This window comes from Streptomyces sp. NPDC050485, assembly GCF_044458185.1.
Taxonomy (GTDB): Bacteria; Actinomycetota; Actinomycetes; order Streptomycetales; family Streptomycetaceae; genus Streptomyces.
Map to the genome: position 1 here is coordinate 1 of NZ_JBITHR010000050.1, position 26,790 is coordinate 26,790.

The 26,790-nt window shown below is 68.4% G+C and carries 26 protein-coding genes and 1 pseudogene; 10 read left to right on the forward strand and 17 right to left on the reverse strand.

Annotation, left to right across the window (positions count from 1 at the left end; translation table 11 throughout):
* The first annotated feature begins 674 nt into the window (after positions 1–674).
* The gene (locus tag ACIBK6_RS40810) at positions 675–941 is read left to right on the forward strand and encodes a hypothetical protein (protein ID WP_399058291.1); all 267 of its coding nucleotides are present in this window, start codon (positions 675–677) and stop codon (positions 939–941) included.
* 209 nt (positions 942–1,150) lie between these two features.
* On the opposite strand, the gene ACIBK6_RS40815 is transcribed toward ACIBK6_RS40810, so the two are convergent.
* From ACIBK6_RS40815 to ACIBK6_RS40830, 4 genes are all read right to left on the reverse strand, one after another.
* Positions 1,151–1,537, reverse strand: coding sequence for a hypothetical protein (locus ACIBK6_RS40815; RefSeq protein WP_399058293.1), 387 nt, complete (start codon positions 1,535–1,537; stop codon positions 1,151–1,153).
* Positions 1,534–2,658: an NAD(P)/FAD-dependent oxidoreductase gene (locus ACIBK6_RS40820; RefSeq protein ID WP_399058295.1), complete on the reverse strand. Its 1,125-nt coding sequence runs from the start codon at positions 2,656–2,658 to the stop codon at positions 1,534–1,536. Before ACIBK6_RS40820 ends, ACIBK6_RS40815 begins: the two co-directional genes overlap by 4 nt.
* Positions 2,659–3,128: 470 nt before the next feature.
* Positions 3,129–4,301 carry a methyltransferase domain-containing protein gene (locus tag ACIBK6_RS40825; RefSeq protein WP_399058297.1) on the reverse strand — a complete coding sequence of 391 codons (1,173 nt, stop codon included), beginning with the start codon at positions 4,299–4,301 and terminating at the stop codon, positions 3,129–3,131.
* A 257-nt stretch (positions 4,302–4,558) separates the two neighbouring features.
* On the reverse strand, positions 4,559–5,317 hold the full coding sequence (locus ACIBK6_RS40830) for a hypothetical protein (protein WP_399058299.1): 759 nt from the start codon (positions 5,315–5,317) through the stop codon (positions 4,559–4,561).
* A 250-nt stretch (positions 5,318–5,567) separates the two neighbouring features.
* Between ACIBK6_RS40830 and ACIBK6_RS40835 the strand changes: the two genes are divergently transcribed.
* Both ACIBK6_RS40835 and ACIBK6_RS40840 read left to right on the forward strand, forming a co-directional pair.
* Positions 5,568–6,677 (forward strand): alpha/beta hydrolase, encoded by a 1,110-nt coding sequence (locus ACIBK6_RS40835; protein ID WP_399058301.1) that lies wholly within the window; start codon positions 5,568–5,570, stop codon positions 6,675–6,677.
* A 226-nt stretch (positions 6,678–6,903) separates the two neighbouring features.
* A complete protein-coding gene (locus ACIBK6_RS40840) occupies positions 6,904–7,086 on the forward strand; it encodes a zinc-binding dehydrogenase (protein WP_399058303.1) in 183 nt (60 codons plus the stop codon).
* A 61-nt stretch (positions 7,087–7,147) separates the two neighbouring features.
* On the opposite strand, the gene ACIBK6_RS40845 is transcribed toward ACIBK6_RS40840, so the two are convergent.
* The 6 genes from ACIBK6_RS40845 to ACIBK6_RS40870 form a co-directional block, all read right to left on the reverse strand.
* Complete coding sequence (locus ACIBK6_RS40845) at positions 7,148–7,402, reverse strand: integrase core domain-containing protein (protein ID WP_399058305.1); 255 nt, start codon at positions 7,400–7,402, stop codon at positions 7,148–7,150.
* Positions 7,403–7,425: 23 nt separating this feature from the next.
* Positions 7,426–8,004, reverse strand: a complete 579-nt coding sequence (locus ACIBK6_RS40850; protein ID WP_399058307.1) for an IS3 family transposase — start codon at positions 8,002–8,004, stop codon at positions 7,426–7,428.
* A gap of 34 nt (positions 8,005–8,038) precedes the next feature.
* Positions 8,039–8,788, reverse strand: a complete 750-nt coding sequence (locus tag ACIBK6_RS40855; protein WP_399058309.1) for a hypothetical protein — start codon at positions 8,786–8,788, stop codon at positions 8,039–8,041.
* Positions 8,789–10,732 (reverse strand): TNT domain-containing protein, encoded by a 1,944-nt coding sequence (locus ACIBK6_RS40860; protein WP_399058311.1) that lies wholly within the window; start codon positions 10,730–10,732, stop codon positions 8,789–8,791.
* Positions 10,733–11,171: 439 nt separating this feature from the next.
* On the reverse strand, positions 11,172–11,300 hold the full coding sequence (locus ACIBK6_RS40865; protein ID WP_399058313.1) for a hypothetical protein: 129 nt from the start codon (positions 11,298–11,300) through the stop codon (positions 11,172–11,174).
* 249 nt (positions 11,301–11,549) lie between these two features.
* Positions 11,550–12,233 carry a DUF1524 domain-containing protein gene (locus ACIBK6_RS40870; RefSeq protein ID WP_399058315.1) on the reverse strand — a complete coding sequence of 228 codons (684 nt, stop codon included), beginning with the start codon at positions 12,231–12,233 and terminating at the stop codon, positions 11,550–11,552.
* Positions 12,234–12,349: 116 nt separating this feature from the next.
* Here ACIBK6_RS40870 and ACIBK6_RS40875 point away from each other — a divergent pair, with 116 nt between their 5' ends.
* A complete protein-coding gene (locus ACIBK6_RS40875; protein ID WP_399058317.1) occupies positions 12,350–12,628 on the forward strand; it encodes a hypothetical protein in 279 nt (92 codons plus the stop codon).
* A 13-nt stretch (positions 12,629–12,641) separates the two neighbouring features.
* Positions 12,642–13,412 (forward strand): helicase associated domain-containing protein, encoded by a 771-nt coding sequence (locus ACIBK6_RS40880; protein WP_399058319.1) that lies wholly within the window; start codon positions 12,642–12,644, stop codon positions 13,410–13,412.
* 366 nt (positions 13,413–13,778) lie between these two features.
* Here the strand turns inward: ACIBK6_RS40880 and ACIBK6_RS40885 are convergent, their stop codons facing one another.
* Positions 13,779–13,949, reverse strand: coding sequence for a hypothetical protein (locus ACIBK6_RS40885; protein WP_399058321.1), 171 nt, complete (start codon positions 13,947–13,949; stop codon positions 13,779–13,781).
* 626 nt (positions 13,950–14,575) lie between these two features.
* Between ACIBK6_RS40885 and ACIBK6_RS40890 the strand changes: the two genes are divergently transcribed.
* Positions 14,576–14,824 carry a hypothetical protein gene (locus ACIBK6_RS40890; RefSeq protein ID WP_399058323.1) on the forward strand — a complete coding sequence of 83 codons (249 nt, stop codon included), beginning with the start codon at positions 14,576–14,578 and terminating at the stop codon, positions 14,822–14,824.
* Between the two features lie 72 nt (positions 14,825–14,896).
* On the opposite strand, the pseudogene ACIBK6_RS40895 reads toward ACIBK6_RS40890, so the two are convergent.
* From ACIBK6_RS40895 to ACIBK6_RS40905, 3 genes and pseudogenes are all read right to left on the reverse strand, one after another.
* Positions 14,897–15,519, reverse strand: a pseudogene (locus tag ACIBK6_RS40895) (IS982 family transposase); the annotation flags it as partial.
* A 37-nt stretch (positions 15,520–15,556) separates the two neighbouring features.
* Positions 15,557–16,642 (reverse strand): integrase core domain-containing protein, encoded by a 1,086-nt coding sequence (locus tag ACIBK6_RS40900; RefSeq protein ID WP_399058325.1) that lies wholly within the window; start codon positions 16,640–16,642, stop codon positions 15,557–15,559.
* A 429-nt stretch (positions 16,643–17,071) separates the two neighbouring features.
* Positions 17,072–17,443, reverse strand: a complete 372-nt coding sequence (locus ACIBK6_RS40905) for a winged helix-turn-helix transcriptional regulator (protein WP_399058327.1) — start codon at positions 17,441–17,443, stop codon at positions 17,072–17,074.
* A 92-nt stretch (positions 17,444–17,535) separates the two neighbouring features.
* Here ACIBK6_RS40905 and ACIBK6_RS40910 point away from each other — a divergent pair, with 92 nt between their 5' ends.
* Together ACIBK6_RS40910 and ACIBK6_RS40915 are read left to right on the forward strand one after the other, a co-directional pair.
* The gene (locus tag ACIBK6_RS40910) at positions 17,536–18,375 is read left to right on the forward strand and encodes an SDR family oxidoreductase (RefSeq protein ID WP_399058329.1); all 840 of its coding nucleotides are present in this window, start codon (positions 17,536–17,538) and stop codon (positions 18,373–18,375) included.
* A gap of 1,585 nt (positions 18,376–19,960) precedes the next feature.
* Positions 19,961–20,878 (forward strand): squalene/phytoene synthase family protein, encoded by a 918-nt coding sequence (locus tag ACIBK6_RS40915; RefSeq protein ID WP_399058331.1) that lies wholly within the window; start codon positions 19,961–19,963, stop codon positions 20,876–20,878.
* A 322-nt stretch (positions 20,879–21,200) separates the two neighbouring features.
* Here the strand turns inward: ACIBK6_RS40915 and ACIBK6_RS40920 are convergent, their stop codons facing one another.
* The gene (locus ACIBK6_RS40920) at positions 21,201–22,520 is read right to left on the reverse strand and encodes a hypothetical protein (RefSeq protein ID WP_399058333.1); all 1,320 of its coding nucleotides are present in this window, start codon (positions 22,518–22,520) and stop codon (positions 21,201–21,203) included.
* Positions 22,521–22,868: 348 nt separating this feature from the next.
* Positions 22,869–23,567, reverse strand: coding sequence for a TetR/AcrR family transcriptional regulator (locus tag ACIBK6_RS40925; RefSeq protein ID WP_399058336.1), 699 nt, complete (start codon positions 23,565–23,567; stop codon positions 22,869–22,871).
* A gap of 113 nt (positions 23,568–23,680) precedes the next feature.
* On the opposite strand from ACIBK6_RS40925, the gene ACIBK6_RS40930 reads away from it, so the two are divergent.
* The gene (locus ACIBK6_RS40930) at positions 23,681–23,995 is read left to right on the forward strand and encodes a putative quinol monooxygenase (RefSeq protein ID WP_399058338.1); all 315 of its coding nucleotides are present in this window, start codon (positions 23,681–23,683) and stop codon (positions 23,993–23,995) included.
* Between the two features lie 173 nt (positions 23,996–24,168).
* Here ACIBK6_RS40930 and ACIBK6_RS40935 read toward each other — a convergent pair whose 3' ends face one another.
* A complete protein-coding gene (locus tag ACIBK6_RS40935) occupies positions 24,169–24,567 on the reverse strand; it encodes an ArsR/SmtB family transcription factor (RefSeq protein WP_399058340.1) in 399 nt (132 codons plus the stop codon).
* Positions 24,568–24,663: 96 nt separating this feature from the next.
* Here ACIBK6_RS40935 and ACIBK6_RS40940 point away from each other — a divergent pair, with 96 nt between their 5' ends.
* The gene (locus ACIBK6_RS40940; RefSeq protein ID WP_399058342.1) at positions 24,664–26,658 is read left to right on the forward strand and encodes a heavy metal translocating P-type ATPase; all 1,995 of its coding nucleotides are present in this window, start codon (positions 24,664–24,666) and stop codon (positions 26,656–26,658) included.
* Positions 26,659–26,790: the final 132 nt, after the last annotated feature.

Consider the following 26,790-nt stretch of genomic DNA (forward strand, 5'->3'; position numbering starts at 1 on the left):
TGCGCACCGCAGTTGCCGCGCTTCGCTTGGCCGGCCCTTCGGGCCGCAAGTCCCGTGCTCTGCTTGGGACTTGAGCCTCGCTCCGCTCGGCTGGCGGACTCGCTGCGCTCCCCCGCCCGGGCTTTCCGGCTTCGCCTCCAAGTCCTACGGCCCGCTAACGCGGACCGGGCTGGCTACCAGGAAGAGAGCCGCTGTTCGGGTAACCGGCGCGTGTCCACCCACCGACTTGAGCAGTCATGCGGCAGCTTGGACCAGTCACCGAGCCAACCTCAACTACTCAGCATCAAAGGAAACCCCTCATGCGCCGCACCGCCGCAATCCTCCTCGGAACCGCCAGCCTCCTCCCCGTCATCATCAAAACCGTCACCGCACTCGGAGGCCTCAAGTGACATCGGCCAAGCCGCCGACAACATCCCCACCACGCCAAGACCAGACCTCCTAACGACCCGAAGAAAGCCTGAGACAGGTGCCCGGACAAGCCTCAGCGCGCGAGCCGGCCCCGTTGGGCCGGTAAAATCCTGGGCTCGCCCCGGACTTGGGGCCGTGCTCCGCACGGCAGGCGGAGTCGCTTCGCTCCCCCGCCCCGGGCCCTTCCGGCTTCGCCTTCTCCACGATCCGCCTGCTGCAAGGGGCTGCTGCCTCACTCCCGGTCCCGTCTCCCTATGCTCACGCACATGACCGACAAGCGTGCAGAAACAACGAGCAGACAAACCCTCCTCAAGACCATCCTGGCAACCGTGCTGGCCCTGACCGTGGCCGGGCTGATATGCGTGACCACCTGGCACTTCGGATTCCACGACGGGAGCATCGCCTGGCTCGCCTCGAACTCCGTGGTAAAGGCCGTCCTCGGACCGCCCATAGTGGCAGGAATCGCCATCTACCTCCGACAACGACGCAAAAACCCAATTCCACACAACTCCCCAGACGAGGCACGGCACTGAGCGCACCTCCATTGCCCCTCCGGGGAAGATGGCGCGATCATCCCTCCGAGGGAAAACTCCTGCCATGACCTCGCCGACCTCGCCCGCAAAATGATGCAGCATGTAGCAACGATAAATGATCAAGGGTACCGCTACCCGCTCCACCAACCGGTTTGTCAACGACCAATGAAACCGCGCACCGCCCAACCACGACCCTTCAATCTTCCTGCTCAGCGCGGGGGTTGAAGCTCGCGCAGTCCGTAGTCGGGTGGCAGCCATCCCTTCTTCCGCCTGGCGATGGTTTTCCGAGTGTGGGGAGGCGGGTACGGGCAGCCATGCATCAGGTCGGGTTCGGTCATGGCCCATGGACGCCCGTAATGCGCGGTGTACACAGGCCAGATGGTCTTTTCGGGCTGCTTCGGACTCGGGGTCGTTTCTTTCCGGCTGCGGCGTTGTTTGGGGCAGGGCGGCTGGGGCGGGCGCAGCTTGCAGCCTTCGGCAAAGGCCGTCAGGGACGGCAGCCCCGCGCTTCCCAGCGGATCGCTGAAGAGCAGCCCGTTGGTCCCGGCCTCGATGCGCCAGACGAAAGCGGCGGCCATCAGCAGGGAGGCTGTCACGGGGAGAACCGCTCCGGACGGAAGTCTGCGAGCATCTCATCTCTCTTCCCGCTGAGAATCTCTGCAGCAAGCAGCCGGCCGATGATCGGCCCGAGCGTGATGCCGCTGTGAGAAACGGCCTCGTAGTAGCCCGGCACAGACGGCACCGCTCCCACCGAGGGGAATCCGTCTACAAGGATGGGCCGGTTGCTTACCCGTGTCTGTGCGATGCGGGCGTTGCCGAGCTCGGGCACGACGTGCCGCGCCGATTCGTGGAGCAGTTGTGCGAGTTCCGCTGGATCTTGGCCTGTGTCGATGAGTGCGTCGATCTCGCGGCTGTGGACGACCACCGAAGCGTCTCCGTCAGGACGGATCTCGATGTGAGGAGCGTGCATGGCCCGGTGGATCGGGACCTGAGCACAGTTGAGCCGGGTGACAACCCCGGGTTCCCGGCGCATCGGCAAATGCCGTGCGATGAGCTCGGCGACGTGGGAGGCACTGGGGCCTGCTGCGTTCACGACGGTGTCGACGTCGAGACGGCTCCCGTCGGACAGAGCGACTGTCCGAGTGCGCCCGTCGGCACCGGTGCCGACGTCACGGACCGCAGTGCCGGTCCGGAGCTCGGCGCCGAATGCAACGGCCTGGCCGACCAGGCGGCTGACGAGATGCCGTCCGTGCACCCAGGCTTCGTCGGGGTAGAACAGGACCGGAACATCGCCGGGCATCGCCAGAGCGGGTTCGAAGCGGCGACGCACCTCGGCCCCCGTGCACACCTCGACCCGGTAGTCCCAGCCTGCCAGCAGTTCGACGGCTTTCAGAACCTTCGCCTCGGCTGCGGGCTCGTCTGCCCAGCGCAGGTGGCCGCTGGGATACCACCACGAGTCCCGCCCGATGGTCGCCGCAAGCTCACGGTAAGTCGCCATGCCCGCAACGTTCAGGTCGAAGTACGACCTGCGCACGGTCTTGTTGCTGGCGTTGACCCACGAGAACGACCAGTTCGTGACGCCTTCGCCCGGCAGGCCTGCATCGATGAAGACCACCTTGGCCCCGTGCTGGGACAGGTTCCAGCCCACGCTGGCGCCGAGGATGCCCACCCCGATGACAGCAACACGGCTGGGCCGCTGCACGGACCCGTACTTCACGAACGCCCCCCTTCCCAGATCACGGGCGAACTCCCGTTTTCAGCTCAGCACCCGAACGCAGATACGGGCTTCGGCCGGACCCGAGTGCACCAAGACCAGCCCGCCACCATCCGTTCGGCTTCAACACCTCTCATGACGCGGGTCACCCGCAAACGAAGGCACCCACCGAGCGTAGCCAGCCACCTGCTCCCCCGCCCCAGGAACAGCCAACTCGCGCCTACACAAACGCCATCCGCCCCACCCCGAGAAACGACAGCGCCCTTCACCAACCCAACGACACCATCAACACCAAACACCCACCACAACCACCCCCCACAACAGTGAAAACAGATGACGCACTCACAATGCAAAACACACGACGCCCATCAACTTCCGACCGGCAATCCTCACCGGGCTGTCACCAGCCGCGGCACCAGCATGACACCGGCTCACCCATCAAGGCCGGCGAGCAGCCCGCAGCGCCTCGCATCTCAGTACCTTGTGAGGAGGGCTTCCGGGGCGTCGATCCACACCTGATGAACGCCGTCCTCACAGACGGTCAGTCCGTGGCGGTCGACTGGCGGCCGCCCGAGCCGCTCCCAACGCGCGTACGCAGCCGTGGTCTCGTCCCACAGCTGACGCGGTCCCTCCTGGACAACCGCGAACTCCTCGGACTGGTGGCCGTCGTAGTCGACCGACGCGACCGAGACGCCGTCGGCTCCGTGCAGCCACAAGCGGATCGGGGCATGCTCGCCGGTGCTGTCCCAGGCGAACGACACCCGGGGCACGGTGAGGCCGAGGTGGAACTCGGCGTCCAGGTCCCCGCCAGCCACCGCCCACGGCGACAGACTGGTCGTTGACCGCACCCTTGATGGCGAACTGCTGTCCTCTGGTGGCGTGTTGGAGGCGGGCACGGATGTCGAGGTGCGCACGGGCATGTAGGAGCCGAACGGATGGAAACGGCCCTCTGCTCGATGGCCTGCAGTGGTGACGAGGGCGAGAGTGCCGTACACGCACCAGTCGGAGAACCACGGTGTCACGATCTGCCCACCAGGCCGACAGCGCTCCCTCCAGAGGTCGGGCACATGATCGGTGGAGAACGTCGCCACCATCAGGTCGAACAGGGCTCGGTCAGGCAGGCGGACGCTCGCATCACCAGTGACCACAGCCGGCACGTGCCCTGCGGCCTTCAGGTTCGCCTCGGCCTCGTCGGCCAGTACCGGGTCCAGCTCGACCGTGGTGACATGGTCCTGCCCGTACAAGGCGCACAGTAGCGCGGCATTGAAGCCGGTGCCGGTACCCAGCTCGAGCACCGCTCCCGGTTTCGTCCTGGCCGTGCGCGGGGCATCGGCGAGCAGCAGGGTGCGCAGCACCATCGACGGCATGGATGCGGACGATGACGGGGCATGGTCGGAGAACTGGGTGACGAGCGGTGTGTCGGTGTACGCGGCCGTCCACCAGTCGTCCGGATCAGTGTTCCTGTCGCAGGGCCGGTAGCCGCCCGTTCCGTCACGCAGCCATAGACGGTCCGGGAGGAACAGATGCCGCGGCACCGCCCGCAGCGCGGCTGCGTACCGGGCCGGCACGGGCCGTCCCAACTGATCGGCGATGTCGGCGAGCAGCCGATCGGTGAGGGCAGGCACGTCGGCCTGAACGACGGACACCGCGGTCTACTTCTTGTCCGGCGCGGGCGCCGGAGGCGGTGGCGGCGGTACAGGCCGGTTCGGCTGATGCCCGTCGTCCCCGATCGGAGAACGATGCTTGCCCTCAACGACACCCATCAACGCCTCCCAGAAATCTACGAACCACGGTAGACGCACAGCCCTCGTGATCGGCACAACCCCGCGAACTCCAATGCCGAAACTGACCTGGCGGTGCGCCGTCCTGGCGTGCGGCCTTCCAGCGCTCGGTCAGCTCGTCATCACTGCCGTGAAGCGAAGAAGGTTGCAGCCGCGCTCCACAGAGCACCAAGCTTCTCCTCTGCCTGCGCCAAGGTCGAAGGCACCATCGTGGCGAGCGGTTCACCCAGCCACGCGAGTTCGTAACTCTCACATTCCTGCCCGCCCGTGCGTGATCCGCCGCTTGTTGCCCCCACTCCGGCGGACAGAGTGATCCTGTGCTCGAACCCCGGCGCGATCCGGTGTGCCAGGCGGTTTCGGACCTTGCCCAGTCGCTCGTAGAAGGAGTCGGACCTCAGGTCCGACATCGCCCTCGCGAGCACGTCGCTTGGCCATGCCGCCTGAAATGCCTCGGTCGTCGACTTCCCCGTGACGCGCTGGTACCTCTCTGGATCGTCAGCGAAGGTGAAGCGCTGCCGGTCAAGGCGGGGAGCAGCGAAGTAGAGCCCGTAGAAGGAGCTTTCGAAGGTGGAGTGGAGGGAGACGAAGAACTCGAAGAGGCGGGTCTGGGTGGTGAAATGCCAGTCGCTCAGGCGCTCCTCCCCCGGAAGGTTCACCAGGTCGGTCAGTTCCAGGGCCGTCTCGCGTGCCCGGCGGTGGCGGTACACCACTGCATGGAGCGCAGTGGTGATCTGGGTCTTGACCTCGGTAATGTCTACACCCGCCTGAAGATCAGCGGAGTAGATCCCCGGTGTGCGCACGACAGCGTCGTAGTACGCCGCCTCGAATGCCTTGTGGGGAAACCCGTCCGCGGCTTCGGCACCCATCCACGCGCTAGTCATGGGGCAATGGTGGGAGGACCTTTCACCACCCGCAAGGGGTTATGCGCAGCCCGAGTCGACCAGGGGCGCGGCTTGTCATTCCGTTGAGGTCGTAACTGGGACCGGGTGGCCCCGCGGCCCGGGCTCTTAGAGAACTCTTATCGGGTTCTGAAATATCTGTTCCCGTTGTCCTTCGGGGCTGGTCACCGCCAGGAACAAGCCGGACGGACCGCCCTGCCCCCAGTCACGAGCACCACGTGGAGCACAGACGATGACACCCCCCGACACCGTGGCCACGCCCGCTCAGGGCCGCCCGCCCGGCCACCGTACCAAGCGCTGGGTCCTCATAGCCGCCGTCGTGGCGGTGCTCGGCCTTGCCTCGTGGCCCGTGCTCAACTACTTCGAGGTCTTCTCCGACAAGGGCGACGCAATCAGCTTCGGCCAGGACGACAAGCAGGGCGGCGAACGGAGCGGAACAAGCAGTTCCAAGGCGTCCATGCCGACGGGCCCGAAGGCCGATTTCACCGTCTCCGGCACCGTCCCGGAGGACGGCAGCAAGATCGCCGTCACGACGTACGAGGGCAAGAAGTCCGGGTTCAAGGGCAAGGTGTGGGTCTGGGTTCCGCCGCAGTACAAGGACCCGCAGTACGCGAAGAGCGGTTTCCCCGTGCTGATCGCGCTGCCCGGCGGCTCCGGGTACCCGAACAACTACTGGATGGGCCCCGACCTCAAGCTGGAGGCGAGCATCTCCAAGTGGTCCAAGGAGGGCAAGAGCCTGCCGTTCATCGTCGTCATGCCGGTGCTCAACCCCGAGGACCACGACCGGGACCCCAAGGACCCCAAGCTGGGCCAGTACTGGGACGGCAGTGACATCCCCGGCCAGCCAAAGATGAGCACCTGGCTGACCGAGGACGTGCCCGACCTGGTCAAGGAGAACTTCCGCACGGTCAACTCCCGCGACGGCTGGGCCTTCATGGGCGCCTCCACCGGCGGCTTCGCGGGCCTCAAGTCCGTGCTGCAGAAGCCCGACGGCTTCAAGGCCGTCATCGCGGCGGGCCCGGACATCGTCCCGGACTCCCACCTGTGGAAGGGCCACGACCAGGAGAAGGCCGAGAACAACCCCAAGGCCCTCGCCCCGAAGCTGATCAAGTCCGGACACCCGGACGTCTACCTCGCCTTCGAGGTCGGCACCAAGGAGACCGCGGCCATGCCACCCATCGAGGACTTCGTGAAGTCCTACACGAAGGGCCCTATACACACCAAGCTGGACGTCATCCAGGGCGGCAAGCACAACGCCGCGACCTACGTGCCGAACATGGAGTCCGCCGGACTGATCCAGTGGATCAGCGAGCACATGCAGGGCCCCACTCCCGTCTCCTGAGCGAGAGAGACACGTCCCCTTCTGAACTGCACGTGCTGGTGGCCGACAACGACCCGGGTGTACGGGAGTCGGTGTGCAACTGGCTCGAACTGGAGGGATACCGTCCTCGATATCATCGATGCCCCCGAGCCCGAACCCGGCCCCGGAGAGGTGCTGATCCGGACCGTTACGACCAGCATCAATCCCGTCGACGACAAGACGCGGGAGGGACCTGTCCTCCCACGATGTGCGTACCACAGTGAGCCAGGTGCGCGAGGACAGCGCGGGACTGAACGAGCTGACCAAACTCGTCGACGACGACTCCCTCAAGGTGCGCATGCACTCCACCTTCGGCCTCCAAGAAATCCAAGCCACGCACACTCGCTTCCTCCAGGGCGGCATGACAGGAAAGATCACCGTGGCTTTCTGACAGCCCCGGCGGGGGTCCAAAAGTCCCGTGCATGCGCCGACCTGCGGTGTCGTGATCTTCGTCAGGCGGTGTTCCGGTACGTGTGGATGAGTCCGCTGAGGATGTCGTGGCGGTGGATCCGCTGGGCCGGGAAGGGAATGACGTCCGGGTCGTCGGCCGGTGCCCGAAGCTGGAGGGCGCGGTGTGGCCGACCGGAGTTGTAGTGCGTGGCGTACTCGGTGAGGACGCGGCGCAGGTGCTGCTCGTTGTAGACCAGCAGCTGGTCGGTGCACTCGGCCCGCGCGGTGCGGATGAAGCGCTCGGCGTGGGCGTTCATCCGCGGTGCCTACGGCGCGGTCTTCAAGATTTTGATGTCGTCGCTGGTGAAGACGGCGTCGAACGCCTGGGTGTAGCGGCTGTCGCGGTCGCGCAGGAGGAAGCGGAAGCCGCAAGCACGCTCGCCGAGGTCGGCAAGGAGGTGCCGGGCGAGCTGGTAGCCCAGGCCCCGGTCGGGTGGGCGGTGACGCCGAGGACGTGCACGGTGCGGGTGGCGACCTCCAGGACCGCGCATACGTACAGCCGTTTCAACCGCACCGTGTCGACGTGGAAGAAGTCCGCGGCGAGCACGCCCGAGGCCTGGGCCCGCAGGAACTCCCGCCACGACGAACCCCCGTTCGGGCCGCGGCGCGGTGCCGGGCCGAGTCCCGCGGCGCGCAGGATCCGGCGCACGGTCCAGGCGCCGACCCGGTGGACCAGGCGTCGCAACTCGCCCTGGATCCGCGTCGATCCCCACGCGGGGTTCTCCCGGGCCAGACGCAGGATCAGCGCGCTCAGCTCCTCGCCGGCCGGCGGGCGTCCCGTGCGCCCCGCCCGCCCGCCACGCGGACCGCAGCACGACAGTGGGCCCCCTTCTCGGGAAGGGGGCCCACACCCGCTCATCCCGCACGTCACAGCGCGGGGCCGCGGCGGCTGCTTACGGCGCGGGCTTGGGCCAGGGCGGGAGCGGCCCGGGGCGGATACCCCCGGCGCGCCTGTGCGCTTCGGTGAACCGCTGGGCGAATCCCATCCCCGTCAGCACGTTGCCGAGGATGTACTTGCACGCTTCCGCTTCGCTCAGCCCGGCCGCGAGGAAGCTTGCGGGGTCTCCGCGTTCGCCGATGATGCCGAGCCACCAGGTCCCGTCGGCCCCGGGGGCGGCCATGGCCGCCCCTTCGGAGTACGGCCGGGCATCGAATCCGCCCAGGGCCCAGTTCGAGCGGCAGCCCAACTGCTGGAGGGCGGTGTCGAGTTCGGCGACGGTCATCGCCGCCTCGCCCTGTGCCTCCCGATCGGCCCAGGTGCGGTGCCAGTGCCCGCGCAGCTCTGCGGCCTGCGGGTTTCGGCGGGCCGCTTCCTGGTCGGCCTCGTCCTGCTGGCGTTCCCACTGCTCTCTGTGGGCGGCCTTGGCCTCGGCGAACGGGGCCCCGTCGGGGCGGGTCAGCTCACGGTAGAACGCCTCACACGCCTCGGCCTCGGAGCCGTAGGCGCCCAGCGTGCCGAAATGCCCGGGGGTGAGGTCCGCGCCGCCGAAGGCCCACCACTGCGTGGCGTCGTACCCGGCCAGGGCAAGGCCGCCGCCCAGCAGCCATGTTCCCGGCGGGTCTCCGCCGGGGGGGCTCAGGAGGTAGGTGGAGGGGTCCACACCGGCCGAGCGCAGAGCCCGGCCGAGTTGCAGGGTGTCCAACTACTTCACTTCCTCGATGTACTTGTACTTCAGGAGCCAAAAGACGTTGGTTCCCTTGGGGAGCAGGTACTGGGTTCCGCCGCCGGGCTGGTCGAACCAGGGTGCGATCTTACCGCCCTGGATGTTGCCGTGGGCCGCTGCGTCCGCTGCCGTCCAGGGCTTGATCCACTTGTAGACGTGGTAGCCGCCCCGGTCGGTGACTTCGGCAACGACGTTGTCCGGGGGCAGGGCGCGCTGGCTGTAGGGGGTGCCGTCCTTAGGGGCGAGGAAGCCTCCGCCCTTGGCCGCGCCCTTCTCGTCGATGTAGCCGGTGCCGCCGAAGCGGTCCATGAGTTCACCGGCCTTGGGGAAGTAGTTCGTGGGCGTGCCCTGGAAGCCGTCGAAGTACGGGTATCTGTACCAGCCGTCCTCAGTGTTCCAGAACTGGTGGAACCACTCCTCCATGGTCCGGTTGCCGAACGGCTTGTAGCCGCCCATCAGCTTCTGGGCCTCGGGGGGCATGTTCTTGGTGATCTCGGGGAGATCGGCGAGCTTCTTGAAGGTCAGCGAGAGGCCGCCGGTCTTGTCGGCCCTGACCGCGCGGTCGATGACCTCCTTCAGGGCGCTGGCGTACTTGTTGCTACCGCCCTCGGCGAGCTTGAGGGCGTTGAGGGAGCCCTTGGCCTTGGCGACCTGCTCGGCGGTGTAGTTGATCTCTACGAGGGGGTCGGAGGTGACCTTCGCGGCGCCGCCGAGCTCGGCGAGGGGGATGAGTGCGCCGAGCTGCATTCCGGTTTCGGCACACTGGTCGGAGGTGACGCGGGGGGCGGCCTGTGTCTTGCGTGCGATGACGGGGGGCTGGCCGCCGGTGTCACCGGAGACGCAGGCCATGAACGTCTTGGGGAGGTCACCGAGCATCTGCCCCATGAACTTGTCCCAGCCGTCGGTGATCCGGTTGTAGGTGCGGGTGAACTCTTCGGTCTGAGCCTCGGCGGAGAACCCGGTCCAGCGCACGTCGCCTTCGTTGCACTTGGTGCCGATGTTCGCGGGGGCGCCGGGGGTGACGCAGTAGAACGTGTCGACGCGCAGCGTGTAGTCGAGGCGGAACTTCTGCGTGCAGTGCAGGGCGCCGTCGCAGCCGCCGACCAGGGACACGGTGGGGTTGTCGGTGGCGCGGGAGTCGTAGACGCGGGCGGCCATGAACTGGTGCGGGATGCCGACATAGCCGTTGTCGGGCAGGACGACGGTGTTCAGGTTGAGCTGTTTGACGGCGGCGGCACCGGCGTCGATGCTGTGGTCCCTGATGTCGGCGAGCTCGGCCTGCTCGCGGTCGTAGGCGGCAAGTGCGTCCTTGGCCAGCGCCTGCCACTTGGCCTTCACGTCGGCGGGAACCTCGTCGTGCGGGTCGCCGGTGGGAGGGACGGGGGGTACCACGGGGACGCCGACCGTGAACTTGGACCAGGGCGACCAGTCGGTCTCGTAGGCGCTGCCGTCGTAGGCGGAGGAGCGCACCAGGTAGGTCTGGCCGTCCTTCAGCTTGCCTGCGGGGACGTTGACGTTGGTGGGGGTGCCGGAGGCGGTGTAGCCGGAGACGAGGACGCCCCACTTGTTGGCGTCGGTGAGGTTGACCTTGGATGCGGCGTTGCCGTTCTTGTCGGCGTTCCACACCTCGAAGGTGCTGGTCGTCTTGTCGCCGTCGGGGTCCACCACGGTGTTGCGGAGGGTGGGTGCGGTGGTGTCGGTCTGCCAGATGCCTGCCGTCTGCTTGAACGGCGGGCCGACCTCGGGCCCCTTGGGCGTGTTCGGCGGACGGTTCGCGCTGGCGCTGAGTCCGGCGCCCGGCGCACCGTGCACCTGGGCCGGTGCGCCGTGCACCTGGGGCGGTGTTGTTGCGGGCCGCTCCCTGATAGCCGCCGGGCCGTCGGCGGCGGCAGTTGCCACTCCGGAGCCGAGGGACAGAGCCATGGCCGTTGCCACGGCGGCGGATACCCGCCTTGTTCGGGAGGCGGGTATCAAATGTCTGAAACGACCGGGGAAACTCACGAAAATCCGTTCATGTATGGCTTTACGTGATGCGTACGCGTCACGCGGTACCGGACAGTAACTATTGGTCCAGACCAATGCAGTGACCCCGGTCACTTAGTGATCTTCAGCGCAGAACAGACAGCGGGTTACCCAGTGCGACGGCCGGCGAGGGCGAGGCTGCGCCACAGGACGCGGGCACCGGGCGCAGCGGGCGGGTCGGTATCTGTTCAAGGGGTGTCGCATCACGCAGATGTCGCGAGTGGCATCCAGGGGTTGCCCGGTGAAGGCGTCGCGGAGGGCGTCAAGGAGGTCGATGCCGTGGTTGCGGGCGGTGTCGAGGTAGGACCAGACGGTGCAGGTACCAGTCGGCGGTGGTGACTCATCGCCAACCGCCCACGGCCATCTGGAGCTTGACCATCCGCAGCGCACGCTCGGCCGGAATATTGGTCCATTCCACATCGAAGCGCGTCGTGAACAGCAGGATTTCGTCGGTGCGCTTCTTCAGCATCTCGGCGGCGATCCAGGCGGGGTGGCGCTTGACCAGAACCGTCGGCAGCTCGTTGAACCGGGCGCTGCCACGTGCAGCGCGGGCCGGGCCACGTTGGCCGCAGCTCAGAGGGCGATCGCTACGGACTGGACTACTGCGTTGCAGTCGCTGGGCCTTGGGTGACGGGTAGCCGCACCCGGACGCGCCTGAACCCGTCCTCGGTGGTGGAGGCCGGGTTCAGGATGTCGGCTGCCTTGCCGACGAGCGCTCTCAGTCGCAGGTGTCAAGCATCTTTTCGAGCGCCTTCTTCTCCGGTGCCGTGATGCTCAGCCCGTACACATACTTGATGTCGGTCCAGGCACGCCCGTAGGTGCACCAGTAGTCCTTGTTCGGCGGTGCCCACTGGTCCGGGGACTGGTCGCCTTTCGATCTGTTGGAGCTGGCGGAGACGGCGATCAGCTGCGAGTGCGTCAGATCGTTGGCGAAAGCCTTGCGCTTGTCCGTAGTCCAGAGATCCGCGCCGGACTTCCAGGCGTTGGAGATCGGGACGAGGTGGTCAACGTCGACCTTGGAGGCGGCGTCGAGCGTCTTGCCGTCGTAGGCGCTGTACCAGGTGCCGGCGACCGCCCGGCACAGCGAGTCCTGCGTCACGCCCTTTCCATCGCGCGACAAGACGACTCCGCGGGCGTCACATTGCCCGTAAACCCTGGCCCAGTGTGAGAACTTCGCCCGCGAGTAACCGGGCGTCTGGTGCGGTTCCTCGACCTTGAGTTCGCCAAGCTCCTTGAGGGCGACGTCGGCGCCCGGCGGCTCGGGCAGGTCACGCCGCAGGGCCGGCGCACTGTGATGGGACAGGGGGGCTGCGGAGGCGGGGGTGGCGACGGCCGGGACGAGTCCGGCCAGGCACACCAGTACGAGGGTGGCGGCGCGGCGCCACACAGCGGAGATGATCACGCCTATCAAGTACCAGCAGCGGCAACCGCAGTGTGTGCAACGTGCTCCGAACGCGGCGTGCCGTTCCGCACCGCGGATGGTGAAGCAGTGAACACTCGTAGGCCATGAGAGGCGACATGAGCGAGCCGGCTCGGGAGCGGCTGGTCGACGACGTGAAGGCTGGTCCTGGCGGCGCCATGACCGATGATGTCGGCGTCATCACGGGTGAACTGACCGTCGCCACCACCCCGCTCGGCGACGGACGAGCCCAGATCAAGATCCAGTACGCGCAAGCGGACGAGTGGTACACCCTCACCGGCAGTCCCGCTCCCGTCCCGCCCAGCGGGTTGAAGACTCTCCATCAGGACGTGCTGGAGCGTGTCCGTCGCGGTGGCGGCGCCGAGGCCCCACGCTGACCAGGCGTGCGCTGTGGCGGTTCTCGCGTCCGCGACGCCGCTGGGTGGGGATGAGGGTGCCGTCGACCAGCGGGCCCGAGACCTGGAAGCGCTGGGGATCGTGTGGGACACCGCCGATGCGGTGTTCGCGGAGAACCTCGCGGCTGCGCGTGCGTACTTCGCGGAGGCCGGCGCTTTGGCCGCGCCCCGGCACGCCACCGCGCTCGACAAGCCGGTCGGGCAGTGGCTGACCGACATCCGCAAGCCCAGCGGGCTGGGCAAGGACCCAGTACGGGCTGAGCGGCGGGCCCAGCAGCTCGCGGCGGTCGACAAGGAATGGAACCCCGCGTTGCTGGGGTGGTCGGTGGACTGGCAGCGTCACCACGTCGGCCTGAAGGCCCTGTTGAAGGACGGGGCTCTGTTGAAGGGCATCGTGTCCGGGGTGACGTACCGCGGTGACGACATCGGACGCTGGCTCACCCGCCAACGGCGCGACTTCGCCCGGCTCAATCCCGAACAGCAGCAGCGGCTCGCCAAGCTGGGTGTGCAACCGGCTGTGCGGGCCCGTACTGGGGCGGGGCTGGGCAGCGCGACGTTCACACGGGGCCTGGCGGCGCTTGCCCAGTACGCCGAGCGTGAGCAACGGACCGTTGTTCCGCGTCAGCACACCGAACAGATCACCGTCGACGGCCAGGACCACGAGGTGCGCCTGGGGGTGTGGGTCTCGAACCAGCAGAGCCGCCGGGACAAGCTGAGCGGTGCCCAGCTCGCGCAGCTCGCCGAGCTCGGACTCGACTGGACGTAGGGCGCGGTGACCGTGGCGGTGGGCGGTCGTTGAACCGGCGGTCAGGGTTGAAGTGCACAAGGGTCCCGGAGTCCGGAGACGACCCCAGGGACCCTTGTGCGTCCAAGCACCAGCCGGACGGAATTCGCCGTGCGTCCAACACGGCATCCGGGCGGGCAGGGTGGGCGCCCACAGCCCGGCCTGTCAGCAGGCCACGGGCGCACCCACCCTGCCTACCACGCCACCGCCCCCCACTGACCGCTTATGCAGGGCCATTCGAGACCGCCAAGCCCCAGGGTTGCGGAGTCCGGGGCGGAAGGCCGGCAACCCTGCCAGTGCCGGAACATTCGCCCCGGGCATCGCGCGTGCGGGGGCGGTGGGCGTGTGTCAGGTGCGGGTCGCGTGGTCGAGGATGGCGCACATCCGCGCCAGCTGACCGTCCCAGACGACGGTGCCGGGGTCGCTGGTGAGCAGCCGCGGGATCCCGGAGACAGCGGCGACCACGGCCAGGAGGCGGACCTGCTGGCCGAGGGTGAGCCAGTGCACTGTCTCCGGCACCGCGTACGCGAGTCAGGCGAGCGTCATCCGTGGTGCCGTCATCGACGCCGCCCTTGCCATACCGGTCCACGTCGTCACAGTCGCCTGGGTCGAGGGCCGTCATCGCCGTCTCGACGGCATCGGCGAGCGGGCCCCCGATTCACCGGTCGGCCACGGGCCGGTCGGTCACGGGGGCGGGCAGGGCCCGGACCCAGTCCGCCGCACGGCGGCCGCGGCTTCGGCCAGCGCCCCGGCCTCGCCCTCCCACAACTCCCACGGCGCCGGATCAGCCTGTTCTACGGGGAGGTTGAGAATCGTCATACCCGGCTAACGGGCCCAGCCGCCACCGGTCACCGAGGCCGCGAGACCGGGCGTAGCGCGGACGCCCAGCGGCCGCGCGATCGCCCGCCTCTGCTTGGCCGGGCGCTAGATGATCGATTCCAAGGCGTCAGTGGTCGAAAGAGGTAAGTGAGCGCAGGATCAGCTGCCCGGCTGGCGGGCGCGTTGGTCTCATGCCGTAGGTGCCCCAGCCTGCTCCACCCCTCGAGCGCGTACCCCGCGATCGGGATGACATGATCGATGGAGCGCGCTCCGCCCAGGCGCACAGTGTGCAGACAACACCGACTTGCCCGAGGACGATCGACCCGATGAGTGACAGACCAGGCCTCTGGGAGCAGGCGAAATTCGCCCGTCCGGACAACTCATGGACAGCCCTGGCCCTCAACCTCGTCTTCTGGACGGCCTTCTACAGCATCAATCTGGTCATAGTGCTCACCGGCACCTCCTATAGCCGCTACTCGGTCATGGGGCTTCTCGTCTTCCTCATCCCCATCCTCCACGGGATCGGGAGCGGCGCCCGCAAGCTGAGAAACACTCCGACCAGTCAGAACGGCTGACAGCCGCTCACCCGAGCTGCCGTCCGGCACACCTCAGCCCCGCATTCGATGAATGCGGGGCTGGTTTTTGAGTCAGTGGTCGAAGGCGGCCAGTGAGCGCAGGATCGGCTGCCCGGTGTGGTCGTTGTGCCAGATCGCGGCGGTCAGCGCGAGGATGCGCTGCACGACGCGGGCGATGACGCCGGCTGGTGTGCGGCCACGGTGCCGTTCGAGGTCGAGCTGGCCCTTGAAGGTTTCGTTGACCGACTCGATGACCTGACGCAACGGTTTGAACAGCGGCATGCCGGGCCGCTCCCGTTCGCCCTTGCGGGTCGGCCGCAGCAGCCGCATGCCCTGCCCCGCCACCTGGTGCTCGAAGTCGCGGCCGAAGTAGTTCTTGTCGCCGATCAGTGTCTGTCCGGGGCGGCCGGCGACGAGGCCGGGAACGGTGGCGAGCAGGTCCAGCAGGGTCTCGCGTTCGTCGGCCTTGGCCCCGGTGAGAGCGAAGGCGATGGGCAGGCCCTGGAGGGGTGCACACCAGGTGCAGCCGGAAGGCCCCAGGAGAAGCGGCTGTGGCTGGCGCAGTAGCCGTACTCGGCCCATCCGGCGAGGTCGGAGCGTTTGACGGTCTCACGGGAGCGTCCGCACTCCGCCGGGGTGGAGTCCACGATCCACACGTCGTCGCTCCACACGGAGGTGTCGGTGGCCAGGAACCGGGTGACCCTGTGGGGCTCGGAAAGTCGTCGCTGCAGGTCACGCAGCGTAGCGGTATTCGTTGATGGCGCCGCTGAGGACTTGGGCGCGTAGGAGTTTGCGGGCGTCGAGGTCATGCACGGTGGCGGGCTGATGGAGGGCGTCGGGTGGTAGTTGATTTCGGGCTCGATGTGGCCGGTGCTCGTTGTAGTGCCGCTGGTAGGCGGCCAGGACCTGCCGGGCGTGGGTCTCGTTCATGATGAGGATGTGGTCGAGGGCCTCGCGTCGGATGCTGCCGATTACTCGCTCGCGGTGGGCGTTCATCCGAGGAGCTTGTGGCGCGCTGAGCAGCACGTACATGTCATCGGCTTCGAAGACGGCGTCGAAGGATTGGCCGTATTTGCTGTCGCGGTCGCGCAGCAGGAAGCGCAGGGTCTCCATGCGTGTGCCCAGGGCGGCGGCGAGGTTCCGGGCCTGTTGCACGGCCCACTCTCGGGTGGGGTGGGCGGTGACGCCGGCGATGTGCAGGCGTCGGGTGCCATGTTCGAGGAACGCCATCGCGTACAGCCGCCGGCCCAGCACGGTGTCGACGTCGAAGAAGTCCACCGCGAGGATGCCGTGGGCCTGGGCGGTGAGGAATTCGCGCCAGGTGGGGCCGGTGCGCCGTGGGGCTGGGTCGATGCCCGCGGCGTGGAGGATCTCCCAAACCGTGGATGCGGCGATGGGGTGACCGAGTCGGGCGAGTTCGCCCTGGATACGCCTGTGGCCCCACTGCGCGTTCTCCCGGGCGAGCTGCAGGACCAGCTTCTTGAGTGCAGCCTTGGGCGGCGGTCGTCCGGTACGGGTACGGCGTGCACTGTAGTCCCACTTTGCCGCTATGAACTTCCGGTGCCAGGCCAGCAGCGTGCTCGGGGTGACGGGGAAGACCTGGCGCCAGCGGTGACGGGGTATCAGGCTGGATATTGCTGCCAGCCAGAACCGGTCCGCGGGCTCGTAGCGGACCGGGCTGGCGAGTTGACGGCGCAGGACCGCGTTCTCGTGCCGGAGCACGAGCACCTCGGCTGCCTTCGCGGTGTCGCTGCGCAGCAGCACCCCGGGGACGGACAACAGCTTGCGGGCCACCTTGTACAGCAGCGAAATGATCACGCGGACATGCTGCCAGTGGTGATGGCTTGCCCCCTGCCACCTGCAGCGATGAATTTCCGAGCCCCACACGGTGCCGGGACTGGCGCGGGGAAGAGCAAGTTCTGCCGCACGAGCGACCTGAGCATCGAGGCCCCTACGACGACAGGATCCAGGCCCACCCGGTCGGCATAGCCAACTGAGCTTGGCATCTGTCCTCTGGCGTCGAACAGCGGGGCGCACAGGGTTCACGCACCTGAGCATTCGCCGGGTAGGCGGACGGCCCCCGCATGAGTCGCGGGCCCGGCCGCCAGCTGCTCGCCTCCGCGCCTGCCGATGTGGACGTCAGTGGCTGGCCGCCACCGCTCAGCCGGGCCCTCCTCGTCCCGTCCGTGCTGGTCGCGTGCATAGATCAGGCAAGCGATCTCCTCGCCGTGGCCGACCGCTACCGCACTATTCCGCGCTGCGCGAGGGCAGTCGCTGTGTGATCCGGTCGAACAAGTCCGTCAGCGGCTCGCCGACATCCTCACCGAACTCGGTGAGCCCGTAGGTGACTTGGGGCGGTGTTGTCGGTTCGACCTCCCGCCAGACCAAGCCGTCCTGGACCAGTGCGCGCAGGGTCTGAGCGAGCATCTTCTCGCTGATGCCCTGGATGCTGTCGCGTAGCTCGTAGAACCGAAGGTCGTTGCTCCGCAAGGAGATCAGCACCCAGATACCCCACCTGCTGGTTACGTGGTCGACCACGCCGCGCGCGGGGCAGTCAGTGTGAAACACCTCATACCGACTGCCCGTCTCGGCCTGCGTCAGCTGCGCACTTTCCCTCATGTCCGGAGCTTACCTCTGGGTATATTCTTACGAAGAGAAAGCCCGGCTCCTAGCGTCAACTACCGCAGTGCACAACGGACTAGGAGCTGAACATGATCGTGGTGACCGGGGCTACCGGGAATGTGGGCCGGCCTTTGACGCAGGCCCTGGCCGAGGCGGGCGAGCAGGTGACGGCGGTGTCGCGGCACGCGGTGGCAATGCCGGAGGGAGTCCGGCATGTGGCGGCCGACCTGGCCGAGCCGACAAGCCTCACGCCCGCGTTGGACGGGGCGAAGGCGCTGTTCCTGCTGCTGTCCGGCGACCTGCACGCCCCCGAAGCCGGGCCGGCCGACATCATCGGCCTGGCCGCGGCCAGCGGGGTCCGCCGGGTCGTCCTGCTGTCCTCGCAAGGCGTGGCGACCAGGCCGCTCGGCCCGTCGCGGGTCGCGATGCGCGCGGTGGAGGACGCGTTGCGAGAGTCCGGCTTGAACTGGGTCGTCCTGCGACCGGGCGGTTTCGCCTCCAACGCCCTGGCCTGGGCGGAGTCCGTCCGTACGCGAGGGACGGCCGCCGCGCCCTTCGGTGATGTCGGGGTGCCGGTCGTCGACCCGGCGGACATCGCCGAGGTGGCGGCGGCCTGCCTGCTGGACGACCGGCACACCGGTGGGGTGTACGAGCTGACCGGGCCGGAGGTGATCACGCCGCGTCAGCAGACGGAGGCGATCGCCGCCGCGCTCGGCTCGCCGGTGCGGTTCCACGAACTCACCCGCGACGAGGCCAAGGCCACGATGACCAAGTTCGTGCCGGCGGAACTCGCCGATGACACCCTGGACATCATCGCCGCCCCGAACCCCGCCGAACTGCGGATCAGCCCGGACGTGGAACAAGTCCTCGGCCTCGCCCCGCGTCCCTTCAGCGACTGGGTCGCCCGCAACATCGCCGCTTTCCGCTGAGACACCACTCAACTGAAGCACCCGGGCAGCCTCGTGCGACTGCGGCCGCACGAGGCTGCCCACCTCCGAGTGTCGCCGCCCTCGCCAGGTAGGGCTCGACGCCAGCCCACAGCTGGCGTTCCGCCCGGACGATGTCGGTGTCGACGTTGAGCACTCGGTACTTCCACCTCTTGCACACCGTGTCGTCCTGAACGAAGCGAGACCAGACTGCCCAGCAGGATCGGCACTCATGTCCACCGCGAGGGTCGTCACCCCGTCTTCGTACTCATACAGAGAGTCCCTCAACAGTCGGGCGCCGCGATCACCAGCCCCACGAGGCCGAAGCGCGCCTTCGCCGTCACGACATGCCACGGCCAGCACTCGGGCGGGAGTCATCTGCCACTCGGCACCTGTAAAGCATGCTTGATGGTGTGTGGCCTTGCCCTGATCCTTCTGGGGCGCCGAAGTGAGACCTACCGGGGTTTGACGGAGGAGCCCGACGAGCGGCTCGCCTTGATAGGTCAGCGGGCCTGGCGGGTACCGGTGTGGCGCTGACCCTAGGGAACCTCTGCGCCTTCATCGGCGACCTGGCGTCTGGGCGGAGCGTCGATCCGTACTACTGGCTGGTAGGGACTGCCGCCATCGCCTACATCGCATTCGTTGGCGTCTTCCGTCGCCCCACCTGAGGAACTGCCCTGCCCAAGCGGCGAGCCAAGAGGGCATCGGTCTGCGTTACGCCGACCATCCTGAGCCGCGCGTGAGCCGTGAGATGTCCTACACCCTGTGCGCGGACGACTGTCCCCGCTCGCCCGCGCCCCGTCGCCGATGCCTTGTGGGCATTGCTCGGCGAGGACAAGTTAGAGCCTGTGTCTAAACCCCGTCCGGGCCCGCGACGCCTGGCACGCACTCCCCCAAGGTCTTAAGGACCAGGGGGGACCCCCATGCCGCGTTGCCGAAACGCCCTAGTAGCTCCGCTACGAGGACGCTCCGGCGCCTTGCGATCGCACGCACCAGACGCCGCGGCCTGATCCGGACGGGGTTTAGACACAGGCTCTTACTCGTACGTCTGGAAGCCGCCTACGGTCTCGCCCGGCGCGCCGATCCACGCACCGCCGCAGCGATCGAGGCTGTGGGGCCTCTCGTCGGACCGAGAACGGTCTGCTCGCCCTCTACTCCCACGGACTGGTAGAGGGCGGGGACCGCGACATCCTCCGGAGCGGCGAGATGTTGCCGCGGACACTGAAGTGAATCCCTGGTTCCTGATAGACGCGCGACAACGAGCCCACCGCCGACCTGGACGCGGCGACGCACGCGAACCAGGAGCGAACCACCGCCCATTCGCAGCTCATCGTCGCGCCAACACTGCGCCGTCAACGCCTGGGAGTACGGGCCCCGATGAGGCGGAACATCCCTCATACGAAGGACACGGGGCCGCAGACCGTCAAAGACCGGCTAGCGTTTGACAGGTGACGATCACGGTCGGCCCTGCAGCCTGTGGCGCAAGCAGCCCACGCCTGGCTGACCATCTATGCCGAGCTCGTTTTCGCAGACATCCAGAGCCCGGCTTGGCCGTGACCACCGCATCGGATCCGTGGAGGACACCCCCGTGCAGCCCCTCCTCCTGACCGGCTACCAGCGCACCCTGACCCGGGCCGGGATCCCCTCCCCCCTCCAGGCCGCATACACCGCCGCCGCTGCCTACATGGCCCGCCGCGAGCGCGCCCTGACCCTCACCGTCCGCCACCTCGCCCCCCACGAACTCCAGCCACACCTCCTGGCCGTGCTCGCCTTCGGCTGCGTCAGCGACGACACCGCCGACCACAACCCCGGCAACACGACCACCGTGAACGCCTGGGCCGACCACACCATCAAGGCCCTCGACGGCAGCCCCACCACCCACCCCGTCCTCCGTGCCCTCGTCCACACCCTCCTCGTCCGCAAGACCCCCGACCACTGGGCACGCATCTTCATCACCCGCACCCGCGACGAGACACACTTCGACGGCTTCGACACCGACGACGAGTTCGCCGCGTACGTACGCAGCTATGTGCACCCCTTCCTGATGATGTCCGTCGCCGTCCAGTACCCCGGCGCGGCCGACGACAGGCAAGCCGAGGAATGGCTCCCGCTCGCCGAAGCGTTGCAGCGCATCGACTTCCTCTCCGACCTCGCCGACGACCTGAGCCAAGGGCGCCTGACGATCCCCCGCCAAGACCTCACCGACCACCACCTGACCCCCTGCGACCTCGCCTTCCCGACGCCGTCACCCCGCCAAGTCGCGGAGGTGCTGCGGCTGATGTGCCGCCGGGCCCGGACCGCGCACGAGGCGAGCCTCGCCTGCGCGGACGCAGCCGCACCCACCTACCGGCGGATGGCCCTCGCCGCCTGGGACCTCCAAGGCCGCCGCCTGGCCCGCTGCGAAACAGCCGGGCTACAGCTATTGCGCCGGGCGGTGCCCGTAGCGAAGACCGACGCACTGCGCGTCGCCGTATCCGATGCCATCCGCCAGTGGAACAGCCACTGATTGCCACTGATCACTGACCGCACAAGCCGCAGACGCATGCTCGTCATGGCACTGCCCGCCTTGATCCCGCAGACCGCACCGGCGTCGACCGCAGCTGATCACCCCCGCCTCAACGGCGCAGGAGCAGCAGGCCGAAAGCGCCTGTGCCGCCGGCTCGTTACTACTGGCCCCCGGCCTCGGCCTTCGGCACGCATCCGACGTATCCCAGTTTTTTGGCCTCTCAGAGGACGTTCCGCTTGGAACTCGCACATCTGATCATTTGTGAGAGTTGCCGTCCATGACCTTCCGAGCGATGCCGCGCACCTGCCCTCGCGGCTCTTCGTTACAAGGGTGGATGGAAGACCGGTGCGGCACCCGCACCGGTGACCGCGTTCACCGTGCCGACGTCGGTACCGGGCAGGCCGCGCAGCGTCAGCCCCGCATAGCCCCGGTCGGTGAGGTGCACGCCCCAGTTCAGGGTGAACTCGGCGACCCCGTTGGCGGTGTGGAACGGTTCGGTGACCGGGACGACCCGCCGCTGTACGACGAAGCCGCCCTCCTTGAGGGCGTCGGTCAGAGCAACCCGCCACTGCCGGTCGGTCAGGGTCCAACCGCAGTGCACCCCCGCGCCGCCGTAGCGCATGCTCGGCTTGAGGACGAGCCCGCGCCGGTGAGCCATGGCGTAGTCGATCAGCTCCACCTCCTGCCCGTCGGCCCGGGTACGGCCTCGGCGCAGGGCCCGGGTCCAGGGCACCAGGCGCTCCAGCGCCCCGCGCTCGTCCTTGGAGAGCACGTTGTCGCCCTCGCCGCCGGAAACCAGCGCGAGCGCGCGCTTGCTGCCGAAACCCTCTGCGTCGAACCCGGCGAACACGTGGACCCTGCCCGCGGCCCAGGCCCGCAGCAGCGGCTCCACCGCGTCGGGCTGCTGGAGGACGTCATCGATGGGGAAGCACCGGTAGACCACCTCCACGCGCTGTCGGCCCAGGTAGAGGCCGTCCGTGTGGGCAGCGAGTTCTGCCAGGCTGCACGGGTGCGCGTCGAACCCGGCGCGTTCAAGGGTGTGGGCCCACAGGCGCAGGCTTGGCAACGCCCGGCTGTACAGCGTCGGCCACGCGGTCACGGCCACCAGCGGCCGCTCCCCGTCCTCGGCGCCGACCGCCTCGCGCAGTCGGCGCGCCAGCACGTCCAGCGCGTCCGTATGGACCAGGCCGTGGGTGAGGGCGAACTGCCGGAAATCCGGTTGCCGGAGCAACGCTTGGCCCATCTGCGCGGACACGGCCCCGGCCAGGCTCCAGTTCAGCTCCAGCAGCCGGAAGCCGGTGCCGTCGTGGTACAGATCCGCCCGGGCGGCCACGGGCGGTGTCAGACCGGCGGTGCGCGTCATGATGTCGGCCAGGGTCGGATCGATGTCCAGTGCCCTGGCGAACCCTGCCGCGTCCGCGCCGTACAGCCGCTCGGGGAGGGTGGTGAACAGGTTGAACAGCACCCCCAGATCCGCCACTACGCCAGAGAGTTCGGCGGCGTCGGTGAAACCGGGCCGCGACAGGAACCGGTCCGCCATAAAGCGCAGAAGCGGCACCTGGCGTGCCACCGCCGGCAGGTCCAGGGAACTCCCGAACGTCTCCCGCATCGCCAGATAGTGCTTCGTCAGCTCGTTGACCACCGGAACGCTCCGGGATGTCCGCTGCCGGCGGGCGGCGGGTTCGGTATCGCGTCGGGCTGGCTTGGCACCGGACACGGCAGGGATTCCTCTCGATCGGGCGGACATGGTGGTGCGACCTACTCGTCGTCCTCGACGCAGGCTCGGTCGCGCAGTGGCCGCAGGCCCTTCTCGGGCTGGGAGGCGGTGAAGGCGTACCGGCCGAGCGGACATGCTCGGCCGCTACAGCTTCGCCGCCTGCGTCCCGGCTGCCGGTGCTCTGCGCCCGCTGCGCGACCCGGATGCGCCGGAACTGGACGAAGATGACGACGGTGAGACGGCGTGAACGTCAGCAGCCGACAAGGAGGCTGATCAGCGTGCACGCCCGGCCGTGATGCCCGCAATGATGAGGTCGATGCCGACAAGGAATTGCGCGCGGTCGTCGTGATCGAGCCCGTGATCCGCGACCGCCCGGGTGAAGGGGAATTCCTGCGGGCTGAGCTGCTTCCATACCGCTGCCACAGCGTCCATGTAGGCATCGCGGTCGGCTTCCGGGCCAAGGCTGCGTGCGAGGGCGAGATTCGCGGCGTTCTGGCCGGCGGCGCCGAGAATGTAGTGCATCAGGGCGGAGGTCGCGGTGAACCAGCTGCTCGCGGGAACGCCCAGCGCATACACCTGCCGGCCGACGGCCTCGAAGATGCGGGTCGTCACCGGGCCTGTGGGGTTGTGGGAGATCTGGGCGGTGAGCTGGGGGGCCAGCCAGGGGTGCCGCTCGATCGAATGGAAGAGACCGAGGGCGACGTCGTGTATCCGGCCCGGCAGCCCGGCCTCCGCCCCTTCGCTCAGCGCAGTGGAGACGGCGTGGTCGGTGGCCGCGGCCAGGAGTTCACTCTTGCCCGCAACATGCCAATAGATCGCGCCGGGACCGGTGGCCAGGCGCTCACTCAGCGCCCGGAAGGTCAGCCCGCTCTCGCCTGCCGTATCCAGCAGGCCCACTGCGGCCTGGACGATCTGCTCGCGGGTCAGGGGGTTGGGGCGCCGATCGGACTTCTTGCGCGTCTGTGGTGTCACGTCTCCATTTTGACATGATTGGAATGTCGTTCCATAGTTCCGATGGAACGACATTCCAGCGATGGCGGCAGGCTCGCACCAGACGCCCCACGCGAAAGCAGGAGGAGAAGACCATGGCACTGCAGGACCAGCCCGCCTACCTCATCAAGATGCGCGCCAAGCCCGGACTCGGCGACAAGCTGTTCACGCTGGCCACCGACGGCATGGAGAAGTCGGGGGCCTCCGACCGGTTCATCATCGCTCGCGAGGACGCCGACCCCGACGTGCTGTGGAACATGGAGGTGTTCCGCAGCCGCGAGGCGAAGGACGCCTACGAAAACAGCCCCCTCGCCGATGAACTGCGCGGCGAAATCATCGACCTCCTTGCCGAGCCGCCCATGCGGATCGAGGTCCACCCCTACTCCGCCTTGCCCGCCGACCCAGCATGAGCGCGGTGGGGCGCCCAGCAATCCGGGCATGCACCCCACCGATCCCGCCGCACAGCGCCCCCGCTCTCGCCCTGGTGGTCGCAGCCATCGCAGTGCCGTTCGCCCTGCGCACACGCACCTCCCAGGGCCCGTCCGGGACCGGATGACATCAGACAGCTGGGCGGGTGGGGCGGTCAGATGGCGACGGCCGGTTCGATCGCCGTGATGCCGGCGTCAACGGGGGTGTCGTGCAGGCCCAGGCGCAGGTGCTCGACGTGATAGAGGGCCTGTTCGAGGAGTTCGGCGACGTGGTTGTCGTGCAGGCTGTAGACGATGGAGCGGCCCCGGCGCTCGCCGGTGACCAGGCCGAGGTTGCGCAGCAGGCGGAGCTGGTGGGAGCAGGCGGACTGCTCCATGCCGACCGCGTCGGCCAGTTCGCCGGCCGCGCAGGGGCCCTCCTGGAGCCGGGCCAGGATGTACAGCCGGGATGGCGTCGCCAGTGCCTGAAGGGTGGCGGCGACATCGGTGGCCCCCGCCGCGTCCAGGCGCTCGCGGGGGGTGGCAGCGGTTTTGTCATCGACTCCATGGCCCATGCTGCCATCCTACCAACGATCAATGAAGATCTATTCATTTATTCCTGTATGGTGGTGGTGTTGTCGTCCCCACGCCCGTGAAGGGTCCCTTTCGCCATGCCATCCACTCTCACCGAATGCCCGGCCCCAGCGGCACCTGCCCGAGACGCGATCGCCCCCAGGCGGCGCACCCGCGTACTCGCGCTGACCGAGGCTCGCTGGGCCGCCGCGGCGCTGGTGCTGTTCCTGGTCGCGCTGCCGCTCCAGCTGACCGGCGCCCCGGCCTGGGCATGGGGTCCGCTATACGCCCTTGCCTACGTCACGGGCGGGTGGGAGCCGGCCTGGACGGGCGTGCAGGTGCTGCGGGAGAAGACGCTGGATGTGGACCTGCTGATGATCGTCGCCGCGATCGGCGCGGCCGCCATCGGGCAGGTGATGGACGGCGCACTGCTGATCGTCATCTTCGCCACCTCCGGGGCCCTGGAGGCGTTGGCCACGGCCCGTACCCAGGACGCGGTCCGCGGCCTGCTCGACCTCGCGCCGACCACCGCCACCCGCCTTGGGGACGACGGCCGCGAGGAGACCGTTGCCACGGCCGATTTGGCTGTCGGGGACACCATCCTCATCCGTCCCGGCGAGCGGGTCGGCGCCGACGGCCGGGTCCTGAACGGGGCCAGTGACGTCGACCAGGCCACCATCACCGGCGAGCCCCTGCCGGTCGCCAAGGAGACCGGCGACGAGGTGTTCGCGGGCACCCTGAACGGCACCGGCGCGCTGCGGGTCAAGGTCGAGCGGGATGCCTCCGACTCGGTGATCGCCCGGATCGTAGCCATGGTCGAGGAAGCCTCCGAAACCAAGGCCCCCACCCAGCTGTTCATCGAGAAGGTCGAACAGCGGTACTCCCTGAGCATGGTCGCCGCTACCCTGGCCGTCTTCGCGATCCCGCTCGGCTTCGGCGCCGACCTCACCAGCTCGCTGCTGCGCGCCATGACCTTCATGATCGTCGCCTCACCGTGCGCCGTGGTCCTGGCCACCATGCCGCCGCTGCTGTCCGCCATCGCCAACACCGGACGCCACGGCGTCCTGGTCAAGTCCGCCGTCGTCATGGAACGCCTCGGCCAGATCAACGCCGTCGCCCTGGACAAGACCGGCACCCTGACCGAAGGCACCCCCCGCGTCACCGACATCCGCCCCCTGGCCGGCAGCAACCTCGACGAGGACAGCCTGCTTGCCCTCGCGGCAGCCGCCGATCACCCCAGCGAACACCCCCTCGCACGTGCCATCGTGGACGCCGCCCGCGAACGCGGCCTCGACATCCCCGAGACGCGGGACTTCAACTCCGCCCCCGGCATCGGCGTCACCGCCACCATCAACGGCGCCGCGATCGCGGTCGGTGCCCCGGCCCGGCTGCGCAACAACGCCACCGACCCGCGCGCCGCCAAGACCGCGGCCGTCGCCGAGGAGCTGGAGAACGGCGGCCGCACCGCCGTACTCGTCGATCGCGACGGCATCCCGGTTGGCGTCCTAGGCATTGCCGACCGACTCCGCCCGGACGCTGCCACCACTGTTACGGCCCTCAAGTCGCTGACCGGCACCAGCCCACTGCTGGTGACCGGCGACAACCCGCGCGCCGCCGCCCGCCTCGCGGCCGAGGCCGGCATCGTGGCCGACGACGTTCACGCCGGTCTCCTGCCCCAGGACAAGGTCGAAGCGGTACGCCGCCTGGAGGCTCGTGGCCGCAAGGTGCTGGTCATCGGCGACGGCGTCAACGACGCCCCCGCACTGGCCGCCGCCCACACCGGCATCGCCATGGGCCGCGCCGGCTCCGACCTCGCCCTGGAAACCGCCGACGCCGTCATCGTCCGCGACGAACTCGCCACCATCCCCAAGGTCATCGCCCTGTCCCGCGCGGCCCGCCGCCTGGTCGTGCAGAACCTCGTCATCGCCGGAGTGTTCATCACCGGCCTGGTCATCTGGGACCTGGTCGCCACCCTGCCGCTGCCGCTCGGCGTACTCGGCCACGAAGGCTCCACCGTCATCGTCGGCCTCAACGGCCTGCGCCTGCTGCGCGACGCCGCCTGGAAGCGCGCTGGCACCGACGGCACCCGGTGAGCAAGCGCACCCGCCGGTCCGCCCCCGCGCCGAAGGCAGGATGCTGTTGGTTAATCCGGGGGGGGCTGGTTCTACTTCGCCCCGTCGAGCGTGAGCTCGGCGGGGCGAAGTGCTGCGAAGTGGCTGGTGCGG